This window comes from Pelagibacterium lacus, assembly GCF_003345525.1.
GTDB lineage: Bacteria > Pseudomonadota > Alphaproteobacteria > Rhizobiales > Devosiaceae > Pelagibacterium > Pelagibacterium lacus.
On the sequence record NZ_QQNH01000020.1, the window covers coordinates 1 to 24599 of the forward strand.

The 24599-nt window shown below is 64.8% G+C and carries 23 protein-coding genes and 1 tRNA gene; 14 read left to right on the plus strand and 10 right to left on the minus strand.

What is annotated here, in order from left to right:
• Window positions 1-364 (plus strand): hypothetical protein (locus DVH29_RS16535; protein ID WP_210206255.1); only part of this gene is annotated, 364 nt, incomplete at its 5' end.
• A gap of 3 nt (window positions 365-367) precedes the next feature.
• Here DVH29_RS16535 and DVH29_RS12395 read toward each other — a convergent pair.
• The 4 genes from DVH29_RS12395 to DVH29_RS12410 all read right to left on the minus strand — a co-directional run bounded on the left by DVH29_RS12395 (window position 368) and on the right by DVH29_RS12410 (window position 4655).
• Complete coding sequence (locus DVH29_RS12395; RefSeq protein ID WP_114646502.1) at window positions 368-1627, minus strand: tyrosine-type recombinase/integrase; 1260 nt, start codon at window positions 1625-1627, stop codon at window positions 368-370.
• A 178-nt stretch (window positions 1628-1805) separates the two neighbouring features.
• Window positions 1806-1882, minus strand: a tRNA-Met gene (locus DVH29_RS12400).
• Window positions 1883-1940: 58 nt separating this feature from the next.
• A complete protein-coding gene (locus DVH29_RS12405) occupies window positions 1941-3413 on the minus strand; it encodes a UdgX family uracil-DNA binding protein (protein WP_114646503.1) in 1473 nt (490 codons plus the stop codon).
• A 3-nt stretch (window positions 3414-3416) separates the two neighbouring features.
• Window positions 3417-4655 carry a putative DNA modification/repair radical SAM protein gene (locus tag DVH29_RS12410; RefSeq protein WP_114646504.1) on the minus strand — a complete coding sequence of 413 codons (1239 nt, stop codon included), beginning with the start codon at window positions 4653-4655 and terminating at the stop codon, window positions 3417-3419.
• Window positions 4656-4831: 176 nt separating this feature from the next.
• Between DVH29_RS12410 and DVH29_RS12415 the strand changes: the two genes are divergently transcribed.
• Entirely contained in the window at window positions 4832-5785 is a 954-nt protein-coding gene (locus tag DVH29_RS12415; RefSeq protein WP_114646537.1) for a ring-cleaving dioxygenase, read from the plus strand.
• Window positions 5786-5841: 56 nt separating this feature from the next.
• Here the strand turns inward: DVH29_RS12415 and DVH29_RS12420 are convergent, their stop codons facing one another.
• Window positions 5842-7470 (minus strand): vWA domain-containing protein, encoded by a 1629-nt coding sequence (locus tag DVH29_RS12420; RefSeq protein WP_114646505.1) that lies wholly within the window; start codon window positions 7468-7470, stop codon window positions 5842-5844.
• Window positions 7471-7595: 125 nt separating this feature from the next.
• Between DVH29_RS12420 and DVH29_RS12425 the strand changes: the two genes are divergently transcribed.
• On the plus strand, window positions 7596-7793 hold the full coding sequence (locus DVH29_RS12425; RefSeq protein WP_114646506.1) for a hypothetical protein: 198 nt from the start codon (window positions 7596-7598) through the stop codon (window positions 7791-7793).
• Window positions 7794-7806: 13 nt separating this feature from the next.
• Here DVH29_RS12425 and DVH29_RS12430 read toward each other — a convergent pair whose 3' ends face one another.
• On the minus strand, window positions 7807-8088 hold the full coding sequence (locus DVH29_RS12430; RefSeq protein WP_114646507.1) for a hypothetical protein: 282 nt from the start codon (window positions 8086-8088) through the stop codon (window positions 7807-7809).
• 693 nt (window positions 8089-8781) lie between these two features.
• Here DVH29_RS12430 and DVH29_RS16230 point away from each other — a divergent pair.
• A complete protein-coding gene (locus tag DVH29_RS16230) occupies window positions 8782-8976 on the plus strand; it encodes a hypothetical protein (RefSeq protein WP_147276083.1) in 195 nt (64 codons plus the stop codon).
• 10 nt (window positions 8977-8986) lie between these two features.
• Here the strand turns inward: DVH29_RS16230 and mnmA are convergent, their stop codons facing one another.
• Entirely contained in the window at window positions 8987-10135 is a 1149-nt protein-coding gene (gene mnmA / locus DVH29_RS12435) for a tRNA 2-thiouridine(34) synthase MnmA (RefSeq protein ID WP_114646508.1), read from the minus strand.
• 290 nt (window positions 10136-10425) lie between these two features.
• Between mnmA and DVH29_RS12440 the strand changes: the two genes are divergently transcribed.
• From DVH29_RS12440 to flhA, 9 genes are all read left to right on the plus strand, one after another.
• Window positions 10426-11763, plus strand: coding sequence for a flagellar hook-length control protein FliK (locus DVH29_RS12440; RefSeq protein WP_147276084.1), 1338 nt, complete (start codon window positions 10426-10428; stop codon window positions 11761-11763).
• Between the two features lie 12 nt (window positions 11764-11775).
• Window positions 11776-12459 carry a flagellar hook assembly protein FlgD gene (locus DVH29_RS12445; protein ID WP_114646510.1) on the plus strand — a complete coding sequence of 228 codons (684 nt, stop codon included), beginning with the start codon at window positions 11776-11778 and terminating at the stop codon, window positions 12457-12459.
• A gap of 182 nt (window positions 12460-12641) precedes the next feature.
• On the plus strand, window positions 12642-12920 hold the full coding sequence (gene sciP / locus DVH29_RS12450; RefSeq protein WP_114646511.1) for a CtrA inhibitor SciP: 279 nt from the start codon (window positions 12642-12644) through the stop codon (window positions 12918-12920).
• A gap of 272 nt (window positions 12921-13192) precedes the next feature.
• Window positions 13193-14821, plus strand: coding sequence for a flagellar basal-body MS-ring/collar protein FliF (gene fliF / locus DVH29_RS12455; protein ID WP_114646512.1), 1629 nt, complete (start codon window positions 13193-13195; stop codon window positions 14819-14821).
• Window positions 14822-14873: 52 nt separating this feature from the next.
• Window positions 14874-15908, plus strand: a complete 1035-nt coding sequence (fliG, locus tag DVH29_RS12460; RefSeq protein WP_245944976.1) for a flagellar motor switch protein FliG — start codon at window positions 14874-14876, stop codon at window positions 15906-15908.
• Entirely contained in the window at window positions 15905-16531 is a 627-nt protein-coding gene (locus DVH29_RS12465; RefSeq protein ID WP_114646514.1) for a FliH/SctL family protein, read from the plus strand. Before fliG ends, DVH29_RS12465 begins: the two co-directional genes overlap by 4 nt.
• Window positions 16532-16591: 60 nt before the next feature.
• Window positions 16592-16879 carry a flagellar motor switch protein FliN gene (gene fliN, locus DVH29_RS12470; protein ID WP_245944977.1) on the plus strand — a complete coding sequence of 96 codons (288 nt, stop codon included), beginning with the start codon at window positions 16592-16594 and terminating at the stop codon, window positions 16877-16879.
• A 14-nt stretch (window positions 16880-16893) separates the two neighbouring features.
• Window positions 16894-18264, plus strand: a complete 1371-nt coding sequence (gene flbD, locus DVH29_RS12475) for a sigma-54-dependent transcriptional regulator FlbD (RefSeq protein WP_114646516.1) — start codon at window positions 16894-16896, stop codon at window positions 18262-18264.
• A gap of 113 nt (window positions 18265-18377) precedes the next feature.
• On the plus strand, window positions 18378-20504 hold the full coding sequence (gene flhA, locus DVH29_RS12480; protein WP_114646538.1) for a flagellar biosynthesis protein FlhA: 2127 nt from the start codon (window positions 18378-18380) through the stop codon (window positions 20502-20504).
• 52 nt (window positions 20505-20556) lie between these two features.
• Here flhA and DVH29_RS12485 read toward each other — a convergent pair whose 3' ends face one another.
• From DVH29_RS12485 to DVH29_RS12495, 3 genes are all read right to left on the minus strand, one after another.
• A complete protein-coding gene (locus DVH29_RS12485) occupies window positions 20557-21930 on the minus strand; it encodes a dicarboxylate/amino acid:cation symporter (protein WP_114646517.1) in 1374 nt (457 codons plus the stop codon).
• Between the two features lie 151 nt (window positions 21931-22081).
• Window positions 22082-23206 carry a coiled-coil domain-containing protein gene (locus DVH29_RS12490; protein WP_147276085.1) on the minus strand — a complete coding sequence of 375 codons (1125 nt, stop codon included), beginning with the start codon at window positions 23204-23206 and terminating at the stop codon, window positions 22082-22084.
• A 160-nt stretch (window positions 23207-23366) separates the two neighbouring features.
• The gene (locus DVH29_RS12495) at window positions 23367-23939 is read right to left on the minus strand and encodes a DUF1134 domain-containing protein (protein WP_245944974.1); all 573 of its coding nucleotides are present in this window, start codon (window positions 23937-23939) and stop codon (window positions 23367-23369) included.
• A 176-nt stretch (window positions 23940-24115) separates the two neighbouring features.
• On the opposite strand from DVH29_RS12495, the gene DVH29_RS12500 reads away from it, so the two are divergent.
• Entirely contained in the window at window positions 24116-24571 is a 456-nt protein-coding gene (locus DVH29_RS12500; RefSeq protein WP_114646519.1) for a YHS domain-containing (seleno)protein, read from the plus strand.
• Window positions 24572-24599 lie beyond the last annotated feature (28 nt).

A 24599-nucleotide genomic window follows, 5' to 3' on the forward strand; every position in this document is an offset into this window, starting at 1 on the left:
TGTTGCGCTTCATCTCTGGTCCTTTTCGATGGGCCAGAGTCTATTTCAAACTGGATTAGCTCCAAGGGGCAACGTCAATGGCCGCACTCTATTTGAAGCCAGGTATCAGGGGCCGCTCGGTGGCGGTCGTAGCCATGAGCTTAATATCCCAATGTTCGAAGCGAGAAGCAATATCGAGGTGTGCGTCGAATATAGCGCCCCTGCCTCCATCCCTTTGCTTCCGTTCGAGTTCAATAATCGCCGAAAGGTCAATTCGCATTCTGCGGCCAAACAGCGTTCAACGGAAGATCATCCAAGCTACTATCCAAGCCACGATGAGCATAGCGGCCTTTGGGAGGGCCTCTGGTCGTCCCCTAGTTGCTAATGATCATGCATCCTTCCATTCGGGCCGCAGATGGTCCTTCATGCGCTCATTGGTGACCTGCCCATAGAACTTGTGGATCATATCCGGGCTGGTGCCGGTATTCCGGGCAAGCGGGAACACATCAACGCCATGCGCAAGCTGTTGGCTGATGTAATAGTGCCGAAACGAATATGAGGTGCGGCGAACACCGCGATAATCCACCAGCAGATCACACGCCTTGAGCAGTTCCGCCAAAGACTTCTTGGTCGAGCCGAGCGGTTTCCCTCCACGTGTCGCAAACACCGGATCACTATCCGCGGGCGGCTTCTCCATGTGCTTGACCCAGAAATCCCACAGCCGATCAAACCACGGCAATGCTGCTTCCTGAGGTACAAAAGTTCGGCTCTTGGCCTTGCCATGCACCCGCAATCGAATGTCGCGTTTGCCAATGGGCAGCTTGCGGCCATCGCGATAGCCCAGAACGTCACCCCAGTTGAGGTTCTTCATTTCAGTGGGTCGCATACCGGTATAGGCTGCAATCATGATCTGCGAATGCAGGATCGTGCGGTCCCAGCGCAGATGCTCGTGGATATCGGGATCGGAAAGCCGTTTCAGGCTCGTCTCAATTAGCTTCTTGAACTCTTGCGGCTCGAAGCTGGGCCGGTGGTTAGGTTTGCCGGTTTTGGCAATGGCAATATCGGGCACCTGCCCGTTGTTCATATAACCCCACTTAACTGCCTGCCGGAAAAGCTGGCGCAGGGTGACGGTTTCCGACTTCTGCCTGCTGAGCGTTGGCATCCGCTTTTCAGGCAGTGGGCGCTTAATGGTCTTGCCATTGCGCTCATAGGTGATGTGAGTGACTTCGGCTCCCGGTCCTGTCAGCCAGTATTCCTTGCGCCATTCGAGATATTTCTCGATGTTGGCCTCGGTGATCGCGCTGATGTCCTTGGTGCCGAAATAGGGAATGAAATAACGTCGCACCACCGGAGGAATGTCGCGCGCATGATACGCTGGCCGTTCCCCGCGTTCAGCTTCGCGCTCGACCAGCGCTATGAACTCTTCGGCCACCTTGGCGAATGAACTGGGCTTTGCCTTCAATCCGTTCTTGGCCCGGTATTGCGCCTCATACCAAATCTCATGCGCTTTATGGCGCGCTTCAGCTTCATCAGCTGTTTCCAACGAACGCCTGATCTGCCCTTCGCCCTTGATCGAGAACCGCACCCACCAGTTGCTAGTGCCGTCCCGTCGATAGATCGAATACGGCTGTGAGAAATTTGAGTTCATGGACCCCGCACCCCTTGCATTATGGAGGTAGCCGAGCCGTGCTAAGAATGTGCTACCTCACAGCCTAGCACATCCAGAAACTCAATGATTTCAATGAGGGCAATTGGCCTGTGCCAGACCTGTGCTAGCTATAGCTTTTCAGTTTGAAAGCTGCGACCATTGATTTTGTTGAGTTTTTTGGTAGCGGAGGAGGGACTTGAACCCCCGACACGCGGATTATGATTCCGCTGCTCTAACCAGCTGAGCTACTCCGCCCCGATTGGCGCCGCCCGGAGGGGCGGGGGTCCGCGCGGTGCGGACGGCATGGGGCTTATTATGGATCGGCGCCGGGCCTGTCAAGCGCAACGCTGTGTCCCAATTCGCTTTCTGCATGATCGCGGATCAGCGCCAGATCGCGGGCGAAGGCGGCCCGCTCGGCCGCTGCCTTGTCGCGGTCCGGAAGGCGCAGCAGGTAGGAGGGGTGCACGGTGACGAACACCACCGTCCCGTCCTCCCTTTCGATCGGCGCGCCGCGCAGTTTCGAGATCGTCGCACCCGATCCCAAAAGACTTTTGGCGGCCGTGGCGCCCAGCGCCACGATCACCGCGGGCTTGACCAGGGCGATCTCGCGATCGAGCCAGAAGCGGCAGGCGCTGACCTCGCCCGCATTGGGGGTCTGGTGCAGCCGCCTTTTGCCGCGCGGCACGAATTTGAAATGCTTGACCGCGTTCGTGACATAGAGCTTCCTGCGGTCGATCCGCACCTCCTCGAGCACCGCGTCGAACAGCTTTCCCGCCGGGCCGACAAAGGGCTTGCCGGCGAGGTCCTCGCTGTCGCCGGGCTGTTCCCCCACCATCATCACCCGGGCATACGCCGCGCCGGCGCCGAACACCGCCTGGGTCGCATCCTGATAGAGCGGGCAGCGCGTACAGGCCTGAACCGCCGCTCTCGCCGCCGACAGGCTCGTGACATCCTCGCCCCCGCCCGTTTCCGCCTCATGGCGCGCCCTGTGCCTCACATGCCGCACGGGCGGCGAACTGGCTCCGGTCGCGATCATTTCGGCCTCCCGTATCTGCGCGGAACGGATCAGGGGAGCAATGATCTCGGCCTCGGGAAGGTTGCGCCAATATTTGCGCGGCATCTCCGCCGTCATGGCGCGGATCTTGAGCCGGGCCGGGTTGAAGATCGCGGCAAAATAGGTGCGCCACACATCCTCCAGCGCGTCCTGGGCCGGAACGTCGGTCTTGCGCGCACCCTCGCCGAACACGAGACGGTGCCGGTCCCAGAAGGCCGAGCGATAGGGCGTCAGGATGGCCCACTCCATGCCGCTGAACCGTTCGGCGAAAAACGGCGCCGTGCGTTCGAGGGTGAAATGCTCGGGCTCGAACCAGGCGGCGAACCGCGCATTGCCCTCATCCACTGCCCGAAAGCGCACAAAGGCCTTCATCTTGTGGCTGTCGCGCCGCACGGCCTTTTCCATGCTGCCGAGGCGGACGATGTCGGGGTCGGACGCGACCGAAAGCAGGTCCCGTTCCCGCTGCAGCCGCAACGCGATGCGGTACAACAGGTCGAACCGCCGCGCATCGGCGTGGCACAGCACGGTCTCCGCCGCGGCGAGGAAAGCGCGCGGCACCCCGATTGGCTCCCGCCGGCCGGCCGGCAGCACCTCCTCTGCGAACAGGGGCTCGGCGTCCCCTGCCCCGAGCCAGGCGATCCGGTCGGGCGCGATCCGCGCTTCGAGCAGCGGCCGCACCGTTTCCCGCCAGATCGCCAGATCGTTGCGCGTTTCCAGACGCACCCGATACATGGCTCAGAACAGGGACAATTGCGCCGGCCCGGGCAGCATGCGGGCCCGCAGGTCCTGGGCATCGAGGCGCTTTCCCGGCGTCCAGTCGACCGCCTGGATGAAGGGCCGCACCTTTTCGAGGCTGGCGCAGAGCCTCGCGACGTCGGCAAGGCGCAGCGAATGATGCCGCCGCGTCGCGATGATCTTGTCCACCGCCCGCAAGCCCAGCCCGGGCACCCGCAGCAATTGTGCCTTTTCGGCCCGGTTGACGTCGACCGGAAAGCGGCCGCGCCGGTTGAGCGCCCAGGCCAGCTTGGGATCGATGGCGAGGTCGAGCATGCCGTTTTCGTTGCCGGCGGTGATTTCCCCCGCTTCGAAACCGTAAAAGCGCATCAGCCAATCGGCCTGGTACAGCCGGTGCTCGCGCATCAGCGGCGGCTTTGCGATGGGCAGTCGCGCGCTGGCGTCGGGGATGGGCGAAAAGGCGGAATAATAGACGCGCTTGAGCCCGTACCCGGCATAGAGCGCCGCGCTGCGCGACAGGATGGTGCTGTCGGCCGATGCATCGGCGCCGACGATCATCTGCGTCGATTGTCCGGCCGGGGCGAACGGCTGGGGCTGGGCCCGCGAGGCCCGGTCGGGCTGCCCCTCCTCCCAGTTCGTCCGCACCCGCGCCATGGCCGTGCGGATTTCGCCGGCCCGCTTTTCCGGCGCGAACCGGCCCAGCCCCTCATCGGTCGGCATCTCGATATTGGTCGACAGCCGATCGGCGAACCGCCCGGCCATTTCCAACAGGTCCGGCGCCGCATTGGGGATCACCTTCAAATGGATGTATCCGGCAAAGCCATGCTCCTCGCGCAGGCTGCGGGCCACGCGGACCATTTCCTCCATGGTGTAGTCGGGCGCGCGGATGATCCCCGACGAGAGGAACAGGCCCTCGATATAATTGCGCTTGTAGAAATCGAGCGTCAGCGCCACCACTTCGGCCACCGAAAACCGGGTGCGCTCCACATTGGACGACGAGCGATTGACGCAATAGACGCAGTCATAGATGCAAAAATTGGTCAGCAGGATCTTGAGCAGCGAAATGCAGCGCCCGTCCGGCGCATAGGAATGGCAGATTCCGCTGCCCGGCCCCGTCGACCCGATGCCGCCGCTGGCCTTCCCGGTGCGGCGTTCCGATCCGCTGGAGGCACAGGACGCATCGTATTTGGCCGCATCCGAGAGAATGGCGAGCTTGCGCTTGAGACTGATCTGAACCATTTGTTCATGATATGTTCTATATGGCGCGACTGCAAGCGGCGTTTTCCCTTTTCCCACAGCCCTCGGCGATCGTTCGGCAAAAACGAATGATCAATTCTGCCGGCCGCCGGTTTTGCTCCATGGCCGGGCGGCCTATGTTGATCGGCAACGAACATCGATCCATCGGAGACACGACCATGGCCCTCGAACTCACCGGACTGCATCACCTGACGGCGGTGACCGCCAATGCTCGGGAAAACCTCAGATTCTATACCCAGGTTCTCGGCCTGCGGCTGGTCAAGCGGACCGTCAACCAGGACGATACCAGCGCCTATCACCTGTTTTACGGCGACGGGCGCGCCTCGCCCGGCTCCGACATCACCTTCTTCGACTGGAACACGCCGCGCGAGCAGCGGGGCACCCATTCGGTGGTGCGCACCGCCTTCCGCGTCGAAGGCGAAGCGGCGCTGGACTGGTGGAAGTCCCATCTCGAGGCCCATGGCGTCGCCACTTCGGCGATCGCCGAGCGCGCCGGGCATATGTCGCTCGATTTCGAGGACTCCGAGGGCCAGCGCCTGCGGCTGGTCAACGATACCCGGGCCGGCGGCGCCCACCCCTGGGAAAAGAGCCCGGTACCCGCGAAATACCAGATCAAGGGCCTCGGCCCCATCACCATGAGCGTCCCCGATCTCAAGCGGTCCGAGCCGGTGCTGACCGTGGTGATGAACATGCGCAAGATCCGCACCCACGCGGCCACCGCGGAACAGGGCGAGGTGCACGTCTTTGCCATGGGCGATGGCGGCGCTTCGGCCGAATTGCACGTGGCGGTGGAGCCCGATCTGCCCTTTGCCCGTCCCGGCGCGGGCGGGGTGCATCACATCGCCTTCCGCACGCCCGACAAGAAGCAGTTCGACCAATGGGTGGCCCGCGCCAGCCAGGCCGGCCTGCGCACCTCGGGCGAGGTCGAGCGTTATTATTTCACCTCGCTCTATTTCCGCGAGCCCAACGGCATCCTGTTCGAGATCGCCACCGACGAGCCCGGCTTCGACGTGGACGAGCCCATGGAGACCTTGGGCGAACGCCTCGCCCTGCCGCCCTTCCTCGAGCCCAGGCGGGCCCAGATCGAGGCGGGCCTCAAACCCATCGATTGAGACGAGAAAGGCCCGGATCGCTCCGGGCCTTTTTTTGCATCGTGCGCCATCCGGCGTCAGTTGAGGCTGGCCGCCATGTCGACCAGGCGGATGAACTCGGCCCGCCTTCCGGTCGGATCGCTCCCCCGCCCGGCTTCGGCGAGGGCGCGGATATCCGCCCACTCCATGGCCCGCAGATAGGGCGATCCCTTGAGCTTCTGGCCGAAGGCCGCCACGGCGGTGGCGAAATCGGCATCGGCCCGGGCGATGCTGTCCTCGCCCTCCACCAGCATTGGGGTTTCGATCAGCGTCGAGACGTCGCCGTCGGGCGCCTTGTAGCGCAGCTTGAGAAAGCCATATTCGTCGAGGCTGCCGCCCCCGGCCGCCACCGCCTCGCCATAGCGCAGGGGATCGACGGCGCCCCGCGCGCCCACCGGCGTGATCTCATAGAGCGCCGTCACCGAATGGCCGGCGCCGATATCGCCGGCATCGACGGCGTCATTGTTGAAATCCTCGCGGTCCAGCACGCGGGTTTCGTAGCCGATCAGCCGGTATTCGCTCACCGTCGCCGGGTTGAATTCGACCTGGATCTTGACGTCCTTGGCGATGGTCACCAGCGTGCCGCCCAATTCCTCCACCAGCACCTTGCGGGCTTCAGAATAGGAATCGATATAGGCGGCATTGCCATTGCCGGCCTGGGCCAGCGCCTGCATCACGGAGTCGTGGTAATTGCCGGTCCCGAACCCGAGGACGGAGAGGAAGATCCCCCTGTCGCGCTTGGCTTCAATCAGGTCTTCCAGCGCCTCGGGATCCGAGAGCCCGACATTGAAATCGCCGTCCGTGGCCAGCAGCACCCGGTTGGTGCCGCCCGCGATCATCGCCTGCTCGGCCAGCCGGTAGGCCGCTTCGATTCCCTGCGCCCCGGCCGTCGATCCGCCCGGCGCGAGGTCTTCGAGCGCGGCGAGGATCTTTGCCTTCTCGCCGGCCGGCGTGGGTTCGAGCACCACCCCGGCGCTTCCGGCATAGGTGACGATGGAGATGGTGTCCTGCGGCCCCATCTCGTTGACCAGCAGGGTGAAGGCGCGCTTGAGCAGCGGCAGCTTGTCCGGGGCATCCATCGAGCCCGACGTATCGATCAGCAGCACCAGATTGGCCGGCGGCACCGTATCGAGGGCCATGTCCTCGCCCTGAATGCCGATCTGGATCAGCCGGTTCTCCGCGTTCCATGGCGAAGGGCTGACCGCGAGCGAGGTCTCGAACGGAACCCCGCCCTGCGGCGCCGCATAGTCATAGGAGAAATAATTGATCAATTCCTCGACCCGCACCGCGTCGGGCGGCGGAAGCTGGCCCATGTCCAGCATGCGGCGCACATAGGCATAGGCGGCGGTGTCCACATCGATCGAGAAGGTCGAGACCGGATCGTCCGCCACCAGCATCACGCCGTTGTCGTCGAACGCGGTGAACCGGTCGCCCCCGGCCGGCATGGTCCCATATTCCTGGGTGCGCATCGGGATGACGCCGATCCGCTGCGTCGCGGCATCCACCAGCATGGACTCGGCCATGGGCACCGGCGCCGCGGGGGCCGGCTGCTGCGCGACCGGCCCGAAATCGGGCGGGGTCAGCGCGGTATTGTTCATATAGAGGACGCCCAGCGGCAGGATGAGCAAAGCCGCGAAGGTCGCGCCGAGGGGGATGCGCATATCCATGGTCCAAAGTCCTTTCAAGTTCGAACCTATGAACCTGTGACGTTTGGCCCGGCAATTTCCTTGGAAACCGGCGGCAAAGAAATCTACATAGACCGACGACTATCATCGAGCGGCGAGATCATCCCATGACAGAACCCGAAAAGGCCAATTGGGGCAACCGCATCATCCTGCTCATTTTCGGCGCGCTCGCCATCGTGACCATCGTCGGCACCATCTGGTCGACCACGGCCGAATGGGGCGCCGGCGAAGTCGCCGGGCCCACGGCAGTCGAGGATAGTCCGGTGATGGATTCCGGCAATGCGCCCGATGAGCGCGCGATATAATTGCGTTTCGACCCTAAGCCATCTCGTAGTCTTCTTCGAGCAGGGACTGCCGAACCGACTTGCGCATCAGCGGATAGCCGTCGGCATTGTAGAACCGCTTCACGTCGCCCGGGCCGTAGCTGTGGTTCCCGACGACCATGCGCGCGCCGCGCAGGCTGACGGGAGCCGCTTCTTCCATGGCAAACCGGATGGCCTTGGCGGCGGTAGGGAAGCGCCGCGCGCCTTCCCTGCGGGCCGAGACGGGATTGCTGCCCAGATAGAGCGCCGCCTCGGCGTTGAAATTGAGAGTATTCATTGCAAACCTTCTGCCGCCAGATCCGCTGGCGGTCCAAAATATCGCAGCGCGGGCCTGCCGGTCGGCAAGCATCCTGACGCGCGAACATGTCATGAGTTGTGTTCAAAATGACCGGCGCCGGAAACCCGACGCCAAGCGCCGTTTGTGCGGCCGCTGCGTGTCATGAACAGGTGATATATAGCGCCATGGGCGAAAAAATCAAGTCACCGCAAAATCATAGCGGAATCCCTGCCGGAACCGCCATTTGATTTTCTACCGCGCCGCTGATAGGATGCTCGGCATACGCTTGATGATTGTATCGGCCCGACGCTCCGCCATTGCGGATACTTCCAATGTTCTGGCCGAGCGGCGCGACCGAGCCCCACGGGCTGCCGACACCGGTTGAAAACCGGGCCCGCGATGACCATATCTGACCTAGGCTATGGCAGCACCCGCCCCAATATTCACCAAGCCCAAGGCCCGGAGCGCTTTCAGCAAAAGTGATTTCCACTTTTGCGGTTCGAAAGCGCGACAAAGAAAAGACTCCAGGCGCTTCCAGCAAAAGTGGTTTCCACTTTTGCGGTTTGGAAGTGCTCCATATTTCCGCCCCGCGCCGCCTGCGCGGGTCGAAGATGCTGCAACATTGATGGTCGAGGGGCCGCCCTTGGGTGGCCTGCTCTTGTTTAGTGAGGTTTCCCGATGATTGGTCCCAAATTGAGCACGCAGAGACGGCAGGATTTGATGGAAGCGCGCCAGCAGGAGGCCCTGCGGCAGGAGGAACTGGCCCTCGAAGCCACGCGCGCCAAGACCGCGCGCCTGCGCGCCCTGCGTCTGGAGCGCGAGCATCAGGCCGACCTTGCCGCAGCCGTGCCGGCGCCACGCAAGCGCCCCATCCGCGCCCGGCGCTAACGAAAGTGCGTCAGGCGACCATGGCCGTTTCGACAGCCTCGGCGATGAATCCTCCACCCAGCACCTGCGCGTCGGCGCTGTCGTCCGAATAGAGCACGCAGGCCTGCCCCGGCGCGATCCCGCTCTCTCCCGCAATGAGCGTCACATAGACATCCCCGTCACGCATGAAGGCCACCGCCTCCTGCGGGGCGCGGGTCGAGCGCACCTTGGCTTCGAGCGCCAGCCCGTTGCCATCGGCCATCTGGGCCAGCGGGCGCGCGCCGAGCCAGTTGACGTCGCGCAGCCGGATCGTATGGGTCGAGAGTGCCGACTTCGGCCCCACCACCACCCGCTGGGTCCGCGCGTCGAGCGAGAGGACGTAGAGCGCTTCGCCCGCCGCCACTCCCAGCCCGCGCCGCTGGCCCACCGTATAGTGGATGATCCCCTTGTGCCGACCCAGCACATTGCCGTCCCGGTCGACGATATCGCCGGGCTGTTCGGCCTCGGGCATCAGCTTGCGGATCACGTCGGAATAGCTGCCCTGGGGCACGAAGCAGATGTCCTGGCTGTCGCTCTTTTCCGAGATGGCCAGCCCCATCTCCCGCGCCATGGCGCGGGTTTCGTCCTTGGTCATGTTGCCGAGCGGAAAGCGCAGGAAATCGAGCTGTCCGGCCGTGGTGGCGAACAGGAAATAGGTCTGGTCCTTATCCCCGTCGAGCGGGCGCAGCAGCTGGCGCTTGCCGTCGACGATCCGCGAGCGGACATAATGGCCCGTGGCAAGGCAATCGGCCCCCAGATCCTTGGCGACCTCGAGCAGGTCCACGAACTTGACCGACTGGTTGCACGCAACGCAAGGGATGGGCGTTTCCCCCGCCGCATAGCTCGCCGCGAAGGGCTCGATCACGGCCTTGCGGAACCGCTCCTCATAGTCGAGCACGTAATGGGGGATGCCCAGCGTCGCCGACACGCGCCGCGCATCGTGGATATCCTGCCCGGCACAGCACGATCCCTTGCGGAACGTCGCTTCGCCATGGTCGTAAAGCTGCAAGGTCACGCCGATCACCTCATAGCCCTCGCGGGCGAGCAATCCGGCAACGACTGAAGAATCCACGCCGCCCGACATTGCGACGACGACGCGCGTTTCGCCGGGAGGCCGGTCGAAACCCAGGGAGTTCACCATTTTTCTCTTATCCGGTTGGGGTCAAGGGCCAGCGGACAAATCCGGGCGCATAAGCGCCTGTCTCAAGGTGGGTGCTTTTACGCCCATCGCGCCTGTGCCGCAACCGTGCCGGCGGGGATGGCGGCAGAAATTGCCGCCCACCCGGCGCTTCCTGCCCTCCGGCCCCACCGCGCGCGGGACAAATCTCCGCCTAACGCGCTCTATTTCCTGTCGTTTCCGGAACGGCGGCAGGTTGGCAAGCCATTTGCATCTATGGGCAAGACCTTGTCCTTGCTTATGAGCACAGCATCGTGACCAACGCGCTCACCCTATCGGCCAGTCCTGCGCGACCCGCGGGCTTTTCCGTGTCCTTCCGGCCCGCCCCGGAAACGCCGGACCGCGCTTTCGTCGATTTGCTCGACCTCGCGGACGGCACGCCCGCCAAGGCGCTGGGGGCTGTCTCGAGCGCGCCGGACACCACATTCGGAACTACCACATCCGAAGAGGACGAACTGCCCGAGCTGCTGGACGCGCTCCATGCCCTGTTCGACACGCTCGCCTCCAGGCTCGACTCCGACAAGACGCTGTCGAGCGCCGATATCGACGAGCTCGGCCAAATGCTGGGCCGCATCGAGACCCTGCTGTCGGCGGGAACGTCCCTGCCAGCATCCGATGGCGACCCGTCCCTGCCCGACCGGCCGGGCCTGCGCCCCGGCGAAGCCTTTGAGCTCCTGTCCGGCCTTGCCGCCCGGCTGGCCGAGGGCCTGCGCGACGCAGCGCCCGAGCTCGCATCCCGCCTCACCGATCTCACCCGGCAGCTCGACGCCCATGCCGCGACGATCCAGACGGCCGCCGCCGAGACAAAGGCGAGCGCCGCGATCACCATGCGCCATGTGGAAAGCGAAACCCGCCTCAACCCCGCCGCGGCCATAGACGCCGCCGCGACCGACACCGTCGATCCGGAAACTCCCGCCCCCGAACGGAAAACGTTCGAGCCCGCCCCTGCTTCCTCCCGCAGCCTCGTCGGTTCTGACGCCTCCGCGCCGGCGGCGTCCCCCAGCGCCCGCTCCGGCGCCAATACCACCGCACCGGCCGCATCCGCCGCCACGCCGGCCGAGCTCGAAGCCCCCGATGGCCTGATCACCCAGCCCGCCGGCCCGCACACCCAATCACCCGGCGCAATCACCGCGCCGCGGCCCGAGGCGGCGCTCTATCAGCGGCCGGAAGTCCAGGTCAATCTGCCCCACATCGCCGCCGAGATTTCCCGTCACGTCCACAACGGCACCACCCGGTTCGAGATCCGGCTCAACCCGGCCGAGCTCGGCCGCATCGACGTGCGCATGGAGATGGACCAGTCCGGCAATGTGATCGCCCGCCTCGCCGTCGAGCGCAGCGAAACCCTCGACCTGCTGCAACGCGACCAGCGCGCCCTGATGCGCGCCCTGGCCGATGCCGGCATGGACACCGCCCGCACCGATCTGCAATTTTCCCTCGACCAGGACGGGCGGCAGGGCTTTTCGCGCGATGAGGATGGCGCCCGCCACGCCGTGCGCTTCGCCGCCCCCGGCGCCGATGCCGCGCCGTCCGCCGACACCGCCGCCCCGGTCCGGGGCTATGCCCGGCTCGATGCCGTCAATCTCTGGGTATAAGGAGCCCCGCCCATGTCCTCGGTTTCCGGCGTTTCCGGCAGCACATCGAGCCTTGCCACCAGCCGCACGACGATCGCCGACAATTTCGACACCTTCCTGCAGATGCTGATCACTCAGCTCAAGAACCAGAACCCGCTCGAACCCATGGACACCAACCAGTTCACCCAGCAACTGGTGCAGTTCACCTCCGTCGAGCAGCAGCTCAAGACCAATGAATTCCTCGAGGCCATGATGCTGACCTCGCAGAACACCGTCAACGCGCAGGCGGTGGGCTATGTTGGCAAGACCGTCACCGCGTCCGGCGCCACGACCGATCTCGTCGACGGCGCGGCCGCCTGGGTCTACCGCATCGACAGCCCGGCCGAAAACACCACCGTCACCATCAAGGACGCCAACGGCAACACCGTCTATACCGATCAGCTTTCCCTCTCGGCGGGGACCGACCACATCGTCTGGGACGGCACCACCTCGACCGGCGAGAGGCTTTCGGGCGGCCGGTTCACCATCACCATCGACGCCCGCGACGCCAACGGCACCTATGTGCCCGTCACCACCGAGATCCGGGGAGTCGTCGAGGGTATCGATGTGAGCGGCAAGGAGCCCTATGTGATGATCGGCGACCTCCGCCTGCCGCTGTCCTCGATCACCGCCGTGCAGCGCACCCCGGCCTCGGGCTCGGGCGGCGGAGCCGACTAGGGCCGACAATCGCGCCCCCTCGCTATCCTCTTGATTTATCTTGATGGATGACCGCCCCCTTCGGGCGGTTCCGTGGCATTTTGCATGTACTCTTAACCGGTTGTAAGTTTCCGCTTAGCCAATTTTTAAGCCACGCACGCTAGTGTGAATGTCGGCTATGGTCAGGTTGAGTAGAGAGTAAAATGACCGTACAGATGCGTCCGCGCGTGAAGTATGTGATCGGTCCCGATGGCAGTCCGCTGACCATTGCGGATCTTCCCCCGGCCGATACCAAGCGCTGGGTCATCCGCCGCAAGGCGGAAGTGGTTGCCGCCGTGCGCGGCGGCCTGCTCAGTCTTGAGGAAGCCTGCGAACGCTATACCCTTAGCGTCGACGAATTCCTCAACTGGCAGGCGGCGATCGACAAGCACGGCCTGGCCGGCTTGCGCACCACATGGATTCAGCACTATCGGGAAGGCTGACGCCTTCTCACCGCCACATTCACGACCGGCCTATACCCTTCAAAGCCCGCCGCCCCATCGCGGCGGGCTTTGATTTTTCATTTTCCCGCAAGGCTTTGGCACCCTGATGCAGGCGGTTCGCGTGCCATAAACCTTTATGGGCAAAATTTGCCCGACCTTGCAAATTGCTGCCATGGTTAAGACCTTGTTTACCATCCGCTAGGCATATTTTGCCCAGTGGGCGCGAACTGATTTGCGGCCCCATATTCTGGGCTCGGGGCAGAGGCGTTCGCGTGAATCAATTGGGGGAACTGCTGGGCAAACTCGGCGTGGCGCGCATCGCGGCCATGGGCGCCGTAGCCCTCATGATGATCGGCTTTTTCGCCTTCCTCATCGTCCGCTCCTCCACCCCGCAGCTCGCGCCGCTCTACACCAATCTCGAATTCGACGATTCCGCCGCCATCATCGCCGAGCTCAACGCCACCGGCACCCCGTACGAACTGCGCAATGAGGGCGCCACCATCCTCGTGCCGCGCGACCGGATCACCACCGTGCGCATGGCGCTGGCCCAGGATGGACTGCCGGCCCGGGGCCAGGTCGGCTACGAGATCTTCGATTCCCAGAACACGCTGGGCGCCACGAGCTTCATCCAGAACATCAACCACGTCCGGGCGCTGGAAGGCGAGCTGGCCCGCACCATCGGGGCCCTGAGCCGCGTCCAGAGCGCCCGCGTGCACCTGGTGCTGCCCGAGCGCGAACTGTTCCGCCGCGAGGTGCAAAAGCCCTCTGCCTCCATCGTCCTCACCGTGCGCGGTCAATTGGCATCGGGCGAAATCCGCGCCATCCAGCACCTCGTCGCCTCGGCCATCGAGGGCCTTTCGCCCAATGCGGTCTCCATCGTCGACAGCGCCGGCACCCTGCTGGCGTCCGGCGCCGGCGAGGACGACACCAGCATCGCGGCCCAGGCCCTCGAGGAGCGCACGGTGGGCATCGAGAACCGCCTGCGCAGCCAGATCGAGGAACTGCTCGCCTCGGTGGTCGGTCTCGGGCGCGCCCGCGTGCAGGTCGCCGCCGAACTCGACCTCAACCGCTCCACCATCACCTCCCAGACCTTCGATCCCGATGGACAGGTGGTCCGCTCCGCCCAGACGGTGGAGACCGGCGACCAGTCGAGCGGCCCGGGCAATTCCGGCCAGGTCACCGTCGCCAACGAACTGCCCGGCGCCAGCCAGGGCGGCGCGGCCGGCACCGGCACCCAGACCACCTCCTCGACGCTCGAGGAAACCTTCAACTACGAGATTTCCAACATCTCCGAGACCCTGATCTCCGAAGCCGGCGCCATCAAGCGCCTCTCGGTGGCGGTGATCGTCGATGGCGTCTACACCTATGATGCCGATGGCAATGCCGTCTACGAACCGCGCAGCCAGACGCAGATCGACCAGATCACCGCCCTCGTGCGCACCGCCATGGGCTATGACGCCAATCGCGGCGACCAGCTCGAAGTCGCCAATCTGCAATTTGCCGAGCGCCCGGGCCTCGCCGCCGGCACGCAGGCTCCGGGCCCGCTCGATTTCAACCGCGACGACCTGATGCGCTTTGCCGAAATGGCCGTCACCCTGCTCATCGCCCTCGCTTTGGTGCTCTTCGTCATGCGCCCGCTGCTCAAGAAGGCCCTGGCCCCCGAGGCCAAGCCCCTCGCCCTGCCTGCCGCCGCCTCGGTGCCCGCCGACTATGCCGGCGAGGATGCCCCCGACCCCGCCGCCATGCTGGCGGCGCGCGACGCCACCGAGGCCTGGCTGTCCCAGGCCCGGTCCCTCGGCGAATCCCAGGTCAAGACGCTGCGCATGGTCGGCGATCTGGTGGAAGAAAACCCCAAGCAAGCCTCGCTGGTCATTCGCGACTGGCTGAGCGAAGCGGCATAGGCCTCCCATGGCACTCACCAATCCCCAGACCGCGGTCGCCGATCCCGAGGCCATGAACAAGGGCCTCGTCATCGACAATGACAAATCGCGGCGCCTCTTGTCGGGCGACGAGAAGGCCGCGGCCCTTCTGCTCGCCCTCGGCCCGGATTTCGGCAAGCCCATCTGGGACGAGCTCGACGAGATTGAAATCCGCCAGCTCTCGCGCGCCATGGTGCGGCTGGGACCGATCACCCAGGAAATGCTCGACGAATTGCTGGGGGAATTCGTCATGGGCGTGTCTTCGTCGGGCGCCATGGCGGGCAATACCGATTCCACCGAACGGCTGCTGCTGTCCTTCCTCCCCAAGGAGCGCGTCGACCAGATCATGGAGGAGATTCGGGGCCCGGCCGGGCGCAATATCTGGGAGAAGCTCTCCAACGTTCAGGAAGATATCCTCGCCAGCTATCTCAAGAACGAATACCCCCAGACCATCGCCGTGGTGCTCACCAAGATTTCCACCGACCACGCCTCGCGCGTTCTCGCCGTCCTCCCCGAGGAGCTGGCCATGGACGTGGTGCAGCGCATGCTGTCGATCGATCCCGTGCAGAAGGAAATCCTCGAAAAGATCGAGGCCACCCTGCGCACCGAGTTCATGTCCACCCTGAGCCATACCCAGCGCCGCGACAGCCATGAGCAGATGGCCGATATCTTCAACGCCTTCGACCGCCAGACCGAAGCCCGCTTCATGACGTCGCTGGAAGACGCCAATCGCGACAGCGCCGAGCGCATCAAGGCTCTGATGTTCACCTTCGACGACCTGACCCGTCTCGAATCCGCCGCCATCCAGACCCTCCTCCAGGCCTTCGACAAGAAGGAGCTGGCCTTGGCGCTCAAGGGCGCTTCCGAGACGGCGCGCGAATTCTTCTTCTCCAACATGTCGGCCCGCGCCGCCAACATGATGCGCGACGATATGGAAGCCATGGGTGCCGTGCGCCTCAAGGACGTGGACGAGGCCCAGTCCCGCCTCGTCAACACCGCCAAGGACCTTTCCGCCCGCGGTGAGATCGTCATCGCCAAGGGCAAGGCCGACGAGGAGATGGTGCTGTGAGCGTCGCCCACAAATTCACCTTCGATCTCGACCTCGCCCATACCCCGCCCCCCAGCAAGGTGATGGCGGAAGACGAGTTCGACCGTCAGATCGCCGCCGCGCGCCAGCAAGGCTATGCCCAGGGCTTCGCCGCCGGCGAGGCCGGTGCCGAGGCCCAGTCGGCCAGGGCAAGGGCCGCCGCTACCGAGCATCTCGCCGACGCGGTCAGCCATATGCTGGCCGGCATCGGCGCATATGAAAGCCGGCATCTGGCCGGCGCGGTGGACCTTGCCGCTTCGGTGGGCCGCAAGCTCGCCGCGCACCTCATCGCCCGCCACCCCGAGGCCGAGCTTGAGGCGCTGATCCATGACTGCATGGCCTCGCTCGAAAACGCCCCGCATCTGGTGATCCGCTGCCACCCCGACCTGTGCGACGCCATCCGCGACACCACCGAGGAGCGCATGCGCATCACCGGCTTTGCCGGACGCCTCGTGGTTCTGGGCGATCCCGACATCAAGCTCGGCGACGGCCGCATCGAATGGGCCGATGGCGGCCTCGTGCGCGACATCAACGCCATTTCCAGTGAAATCAATGCCCGCATCTCCGCCTATCTGGCGGCCAGCGGCGTCAAGGACGGAGACTAGGCCATGACCAATGGCGGCGACGAGACCCGGACCGCGCCCGACGGCATCTCCCTTGAGGAAATGCTCGCCGATTTCAACGAAGACGAGGCCGGCGGCGGCGAGAAGACCGCCAGCGATCTCGAAGCGGTGTTCGACGTGCCCGTGCGCCTCTCGGTGGTGCTCGGGCGCACCCGCATGCCGGTGTCCAAGCTCCTGAAAATGGATGTCGGCTCGGTGGTCGAGCTTGACCGTCAGGTCGGCGAAGCCATCGACATCTATGTCAACGACCGTCTGGTGGCGCGCGGGGAGATCGTCCTTGTCGAAGGACGGCTCGGCGTCACCATGACGGAAATCATCAAGGCCGCATAAGGGGAGTTCCGACCATGCGCTTACTGATTATCGGCGCCCTCGAAGGCCAGTTGAGCCAGGCATCCAAGATGGCCATGGATGGCGGCGCCAAGGTCGCCCATGCTGGCGATATCCACATCGCCATGGCCAGCCTGCGCTCGGGCAAAGGCGCCGACCTGCTGCTGGTCGACGTGATGGTGGATATCCCCGCCCTCATCGCCGCCCTGGAAGCCGAGCGCATCCATATTCCGGTCGTCGCCTGCGGAACCGAGACCAACGCCGCCGCCGCCGTCAACGCCATCCGCGCCGGGGCCAAGGAATACATTCCCCTGCCCCCCGATGCCGAGCTGATCGCCGCCGTCATCGCCGCCGTGGCGCGGGAAAATTCCGATTTCCTCTACCGCGATCCGGCCATGGCCCGGGTCGTCAAGCTGGCCGAGCAGATCGCCGGCTCCGACGCCTCGGTGCTCATCACGGGGGAAAGCGGCACCGGCAAGGAGGTGATGGCCAAATATCTGCACGCCCGCTCCAAGCGCGCCGCCCGCCCCTTCATCTCCATCAACTGCGCCGCCATTCCCGAAAACCTGCTCGAATCCGAATTGTTCGGCCACGAAAAGGGCGCCTTCACCGGCGCCATCGCCCGCCGCATCGGCAAGTTCGAGGAAGCCAATGGCGGCACGCTGCTGCTCGACGAAATCTCGGAGATGGATTTCCGCCTGCAGGCCAAGCTGCTGCGCGCCATCCAGGAGCGGGTGATCGACCGCGTGGGCGGCACCAAGCCCGTCCCGGTCAATATCCGCATTCTCGCCACCTCCAACCGCGATCTGGCCACCGAGGTGCGCGAGGGCCGCTTCCGCGAGGACCTTCTGTTCCGCCTCAACGTGGTCAACCTCAAGCTCCCGCCCCTGCGCGAGCGCCCCGGCGACGTCATCGCCCTCGCCGAGCATTTCGTCGCCCGCTATTCCGCCGCCAACGGCCTCACCCAGCGCGTCCTCTCCCAGGCCGCCCGCGACGAATTGCTGCGCGCGCCCTGGCAGGGCAATGTCCGCGAATTGGAGAACACCCTCCACCGCGCCGTGCTGCTGTCCTCGGGCGAGGTCATCGAACCGGACGCCATCCGCATGCCGGACGGCACCGGCCTTTCCGAAGCCATCGCCAGCCATTCCATCGCCAGCCAGGCCCGCGAGGCCGCTGATGCGGCGACCCGCGCCCTGGTCGGACGGACCGTCGCCGACGTGGAACAGGAGCTGATCCTCGATACGCTCCACCATTGCCTCGGCAATCGCACGCACGCCGCCAATATACTGGGCATTTCCATCCGCACATTGCGCAACAAGCTCAATCAATACGCCGATGATGGGGTCCCTATCCCCGCTCCCGGCGAGCATCGCATTAGCGCCGCATGAGCATCGCGGCGCCCCTCACGCCGCCGGCCGCGCCCGTTCCGGGCCGGTCGCACGGCGTGAGTTCCGGCGCCGCGATCCGCGCCCCCCGCCCTTCCGATACGTCCCGGACCGATATGACCGACACCACCGCCAGCGCCGTCTCCTCGCCTCTGGGCCGCCTCAACACGATCTTCGAGGTCATCCGCCAGTCCAATGCCGGGCTGGCCGTCGGCGTGGTCGGCATCATCGCCGTCCTCGTCCTGCCCATGCCGGCCATCTTCCTGGACGTGCTGCTCTCCATTTCGTTCGTGATGTCGGTGATGATCCTGATGACGGCGCTGTTCATCCAGACGCCGCTCGAATTCACCGCCTTCCCCACCGTGCTGCTGGTATCGACCATGCTGCGCATGGCCCTCAACCTCGCCTCCACCCGCCTGATCCTCTCGGAAGGGCACAATGGCGCCCACGCCGCCGGCCAGGTGATCGAAGCCTTCGGAAACTTCGTCACCCGGGGCAATTTCGTCATCGGGATCATCGTGTTCTCGATCCTCCTGATCGTCAATTTCATCGTCATTACAAAGGGTTCGGGACGCATCGCCGAGGTCGCGGCCCGCTTCAACCTCGACGCCATGCCCGGCAAGCAGATGGCCATCGACGCCGATCTTTCCTCCGGGCTGATCGAGGAATCCGAGGCCCGCACCCGCCGCAAGAACCTCGAGGACGAAAGCGCCTTTTTCGGCGCCATGGACGGCGCGTCGAAATTCGTGCGCGGCGACGCCATCGCCGGATTGCTGATCACCTTCATCAACATCATCGCCGGCATCATCATCGGCACCATGCAGATGGGCCTGACGCTGGCCGATGCGGGCAATTACTATACGCTGCTGACCATCGGCGACGGCCTCGTCAGCCAGATCCCGGCCCTCATCGTCTCCACCGCCGCCGGCATTCTCGTCTCCAAGGCCGGCGTCACCGGCTCGGCCAACAAGGCCCTCACCACCCAGTTCACCGCCTATCCCGTGGCCCTGGGCATGAGTTCGGGCGTCATGTTCATGATGGCGCTGGTGCCCGGCATGCCGCTCATTCCCTTCGTGACCCTCGGCGGCGCCGTGGGCTATCTCGCCTGGTCGGCCTCCAAGCGGCAGAAGGCCGAGCGCGCCGAAGCGGCCAGGACGACGCTCGCGCAACCGGCCGCGTCCTCGGCCCTCTCCACCCCCGCCGAAGCGCCGATCACCGACAGCCTCAAGATTGACGAGTTGAAGCTCGAACTCGGCTACGGGCTCCTGAGCCTCGTCAAGGAAGACGATTCCGGCACCGACCGGCTGACCGAGCAGATCAAGGCCCTGCGCCGCCAGCTCGCCACAGAGCTGGGCTTCATCATGCCCGCGGTGCGCATCCTCGACAACATGCAGCTCGAGCCCAATCTCTACAAGATCAAGATCAAGGAAGTCGAAGCCGGGCATGGCGAGGTCCACGCCAATCAGTTGATGGTCATGGACCCCTACGGCAATCCGATCACCCTGCCGGGCGACCGCACCGTCGAGCCCACCTTCGGGCTTCCCGCCACCTGGATCGACATCGCCCTGCGCGACGAGGCCGAGGTGCAGGGGCTGACCATCGTTGACCCCTCGACGGTGATTTCCACCCATCTCACCGAGGTCCTCAAGGCCAATACCGCCGATCTGCTGAGCTATGCCAATGTGCAGTCCCTGCTCTCCGGCCTCGACAAGGACCAGCAAAAGCTCGTCGAGGACATCGTCCCCGCGCTGATCTCAGTGTCGGGCATCCAGCGGGTGCTGCAAGGCCTGCTGGCCGAGCGCATCTCCATCCGCGACCTGCCCACCATCCTCGAAGGCATCGCCGAGGTGGCCGGTGCGGCCCGCAATACCGGCCAGATCATCGAGCATGTGCGCAGCCGGCTGGCCCGCCAGATCTGCGCCGCAAACCTGGGGCTGGACGGCAACCTGCCGCTGCTCACCCTCTCCCCCAATTGGGAGCGCGAATTCGCCGAGGCCATGGCAGGTGAAGGCGACGACCGTCATCTGGCCATGGCGCCCTCCAAGCTGCAGCAATTCATCGTCGGCATCCAGAACGCCTTCGAGAACGCCGCCCAGATGGGCGAGATCCCGGTGCTGATCACCTCGCCGCACATCCGGCCCCATGTGCGCGCCATCATCGAGCGCTTCCGCCCCCAGACCGTCGTCATGAGCCAGAACGAAGTGCATCCGCGCATCAAGCTCCGCACGGTGGGCAGCGTCTGAGCCAAGCGATCCCCAAAACGAAAACGGGAGGCCGAAGCCTCCCGTCCCTGCCTTATTCGGCCGCGACCGGCACCGGCCCCGTATCCAGCGCGTCGATTTCCTCGACCCGGTCATAGGCCTCCTGGTCGAGAATCCCCTGCCGCTTGGCGACGATGGTGGGCACCAGCGCCTGCCCGGCCACATTGACCGCCGTGCGGCCCATGTCGAGGATCGGGTCGATGGCCAGCAGCAGCCCGACGCCTTCGAGCGGCAGGCCCAGCGTGGAGAGCGTCAGGGTCAGCATCACCGTCGCGCCGGTCAGCCCCGCCGTCGCCGCCGAGCCGATGACGGCCACGAAGGCGATGAGCAGGTATTCCTGCATGCCCAGTTGGATACCGAAGAACTGCGCGACGAAGATCGCCGAGATGGCCGGATAGATCGAGGCACATCCATCCATCTTGGTGGTGGCGCCCAGGGGCACGGCGAAGCTCGCATATTCGCGCGGCACGCCGAGGTTCTTTTCCGTCACCCGCTCGGTGATCGGCAGCGTGCCAATGGACGAGCGCGAGACAAAAGCGAACTGGATCGCCGGCCACGCGCCCTGGAAATAGCGCACCGGATTGAGCCCGTGGAACGAGAGCAAGGCCGGATAGACCACCGCGATGACGATGGCGAGGCCGATATAGATCGCCGCCGCATACCAGCCCAGCTGCGCCAGCGTATCCCAGCCATAGACCGCCACCGCATTGCCCAGAAGGCCCACGGTCGCGATCGGGGTCAGGCGGATGATCCACCACAGCAGCTTGTGGATGATCTTGAGGAACGAGCGGTTGAACGCCAGGAACGGCTCAGCCGCATCGCCCACCTTGAGGGCGGCGATGCCCACCGCGATCGAGATGACGAGGATTTGCAGCACGTTGAAATTGAGGCTGGTGGTTGCCCCGCTCTCGGCCACCCGCGTGCTGGCCTGGAGCCCCAGGATATTGGAGGGGATGAGGCCGGTGAGGAAGTCCAGCCACGAGCCCGAGCGGGACGGCGCGGCGGCCGCGGCCTCGGTCACCGCCGTATTGAGCCCCGGCTGGATGATCAGCCCCAGCGCGATGCCGATGACCACCGCGATCAAGGCGGTGATGGCGAACCACAGCAGGGTTTGCCAGACCAGGCGCGCCGCGTTGTTGAGCTCGCGCAGATTGGCGATCGAGGCCACGATGGCGGTGAAGATCAGCACCGGCACGATGGTCCGCAGCAATTGCACGAAGCTCGATCCGATGGTCGAGAGCGTCTGGACCAGCCAGTTCGGACCGCCCGTCGCCGCCGGACCCATCTGGCGGGCGACCAGCCCCAGCAGAAGGCCCACCACCAGGGCGACCAGCACCTGGAAACCGAAGGACGTATACAAGGGCTTGCGCGGTTTGATTCCCGCGCCCGCCGCCAATGACGATGACATTTCTTGCCTCTTGGATGACCTGCCCACATGCCGGGCAGCAACTGAACAAGAGGATACGCCCCACCCCCAGCCGAACCAAGGTTCTGGCATGTCGGCGAAAACCGGGGCGGAGAAATATCGTGCCCCGCCGTTTCGGATTATTGGAATTGTCTTACTGGGCGAGACGATCCCGCATCGCGGCCATGCGATCGGAGATCGGGCCGGACGGCATACCGACCGTCTGCAAGGGCAGGTGCTCGGCCTCCGCTCCGTCTCCGGCATATTTGGCGACGCGGTCGAACAGGCTCTCTGTGACCGGCTCCTCGGTTTCCGCATCCCCGGCATAGACCAGCAGCGAGACGTCCGAGGCGATGTCGCGCAGGCGCTCGCGCAGGGTTTCGGCATCGAAACGCTCGGTGGTCCAGTCGGCGGCGATGGCGTCCTGCAATTCGGTCACCGATGCGCAGATCTTTTCTTCCTGCTCGTTCTGGGTGAACACCTCGGCCAGAAGCTGGGTCGGTGCCTGCCCCGCAGCATCCATGTCGCTGCCGTTTTCAGCCAGAAGCGCGTTGAGCCGCGTCTCGGCCCCGGAAATCCGCGCCTCCGCCTTGCGCAGCGCCACGCGGGACTCGCTCTCGGGGTCGGTCTGGGCCGCAAGCGTGTCGCGCAGCATGGCGATGGCCTCGTCCTTAAGCCCCGCCTTCTTGCGGCTTTCGAGCCGCGCCAGCAGCATGCGCGCCTGTTCTTCGAGATAGCCGTTGCGCTGGCGTTCGATATTGAGCGCGGTAAGCAGGTCCTCGACATCGGCGCGATAATCCCCGCTCAGCGCGTCGGCGGAAACCGCGGTGGCGGCGTCGAGCATATCCGGCTCGTCGAGGTCCTCCGCCTCCCGCGCCCGGGCCGCCAGCATCACCGCGTCGCGCTCAAGGTCGCGGATGCGGCTGGTCAACTCGTCCTCGCGCAGACGGAAGGCCTCGATGGCCCCATATTGCTCGTCCCGCTCAGATTTGAGCGCGGCCAGCTCCGTGCGCGCGGCATCCAGCTCGACGACCCGCGCCACCAATTGGTTGCGCACGGTCTCGATGCGCATGTCCCGCTTGCGCAGGGCCATAGCGAATTCGGCCCGCAATTTGTCCTTGTCGGCCCGGAATTCGGAAAGCGTGACGGGGGTGGCGGCCTCGATCCGGCGCTTGGTCAGCCTAACGGCCCGGCGCCAGAAGGCTGGCCCGATCGCGATGGCGATGAGCGCAGCGGACAGAAAGCCCAAAGCGAAATACATCGCGTATTCAATAACCATGCACCCTCTCCCCGCGCGGGAGTTTCTCGATCGAGTTTCGCACACCCGGCAGTCCGGTGCCAGAAAGCGATATGGGTAACCTTACCGCAGGCCGCAACCGGAGTCATGCCCCGGCGCGCCTCGGATCGGCATCCTTTCGCTGCCTGGAAACTGATCGCGGCTAGAAAGGGTTCCAGGTGGGCTCGCGGGTGAAGTTGAGATAGCCGACCGAGACGCCCGCCCGCAGCCCGACACCCGAGCTGATCGGCACCACATAGACGTCACCCATCTTGAGCGCCGTCATCCCCAGCCCGCCGACGGCGAAGATCGATCCCTCCACGCCGGGATAGCGGTCATAAATGGCGTCCACGGTGGGCAGGTTGTAGACCAGCATCATCACCCGGCTGCCATCGGCGCCGATATTGAGCCCCAGGCTCGGCCCCTGCCAGAACACCTGATGCGTGCCGGCATTGCGGGTATAAAGCGTGCCGTCGCCATATTTGGCGCCGATGAACAGGGCGCCGCCGCCCTCCTGGCCGAGGATATAGCCATTGGGCTGGCCATACTGGCTGAAGGCCCGCTCGATCAGAGAAGCGAGACCCTGCGCGACCGATCCGAAGAACTGATGCCCGGCGGTGAGAATTTCATCGCTCGAATAGGTCTCCGACAGTGAACCGTTCTGCGCCTGCGCGCCCGCCGGCCATCCGGCGAACCCCACCAGCAGAACCAGTGCCGCCAAAAGGCGATTGATCATCTCAAGTGCTCCCAACTCTCGCATTTCGATGTCGCGATATGCGTTCCCGGTTAACCAAGGCCAAACGGCCTTGCGATACGGTCTTCCGGTCCGCCCCCAACAGCATAACGGTTCCAACGGCAATTATACGGCAAAGAGGTAAACAAATCTTAACCCTTACAAAGCGTTACGCCGCCTTGCTGATCTTGTGCCTCGCCATGGGCGCGGCGCCGGCCGCTGCCCAGCAAAAAGCCTTTGTCGCCAATGCCCTGACCGGGGTCGCGCTCTCGGGCTACGATCCCGTCGCCTATTTCACCGAGGGCCAGCCGCGCCTCGGCCTGCCCCTACACGAACTCGCCTGGGGCGGCACCGTCTGGTATTTCGCCTCGGCCGCCAATCGCGACGTGTTCGCCGCCAATCCCGAGGTCTATGCGCCGCTATTCGGCGGCCATTGCGTCACCGCCATGGCGCGCGGCTATCTTTCCGATGGCAATCCGCAGATTTTCCGTATTGTCGGCGACCGGCTGATGCTGTTCCATTCGGTCGGCAATCGCGAGGCCTTCGCCCTGGCCCCCGCGCCGCAATTGTCCAGCGCCGTCGACAATTGGGAGGCCCTGCCCGATTACGGCGCACAGACGGTTTCCGCGCAATAAGCTGGGGCGAACCCGTCCCCGGCCATCA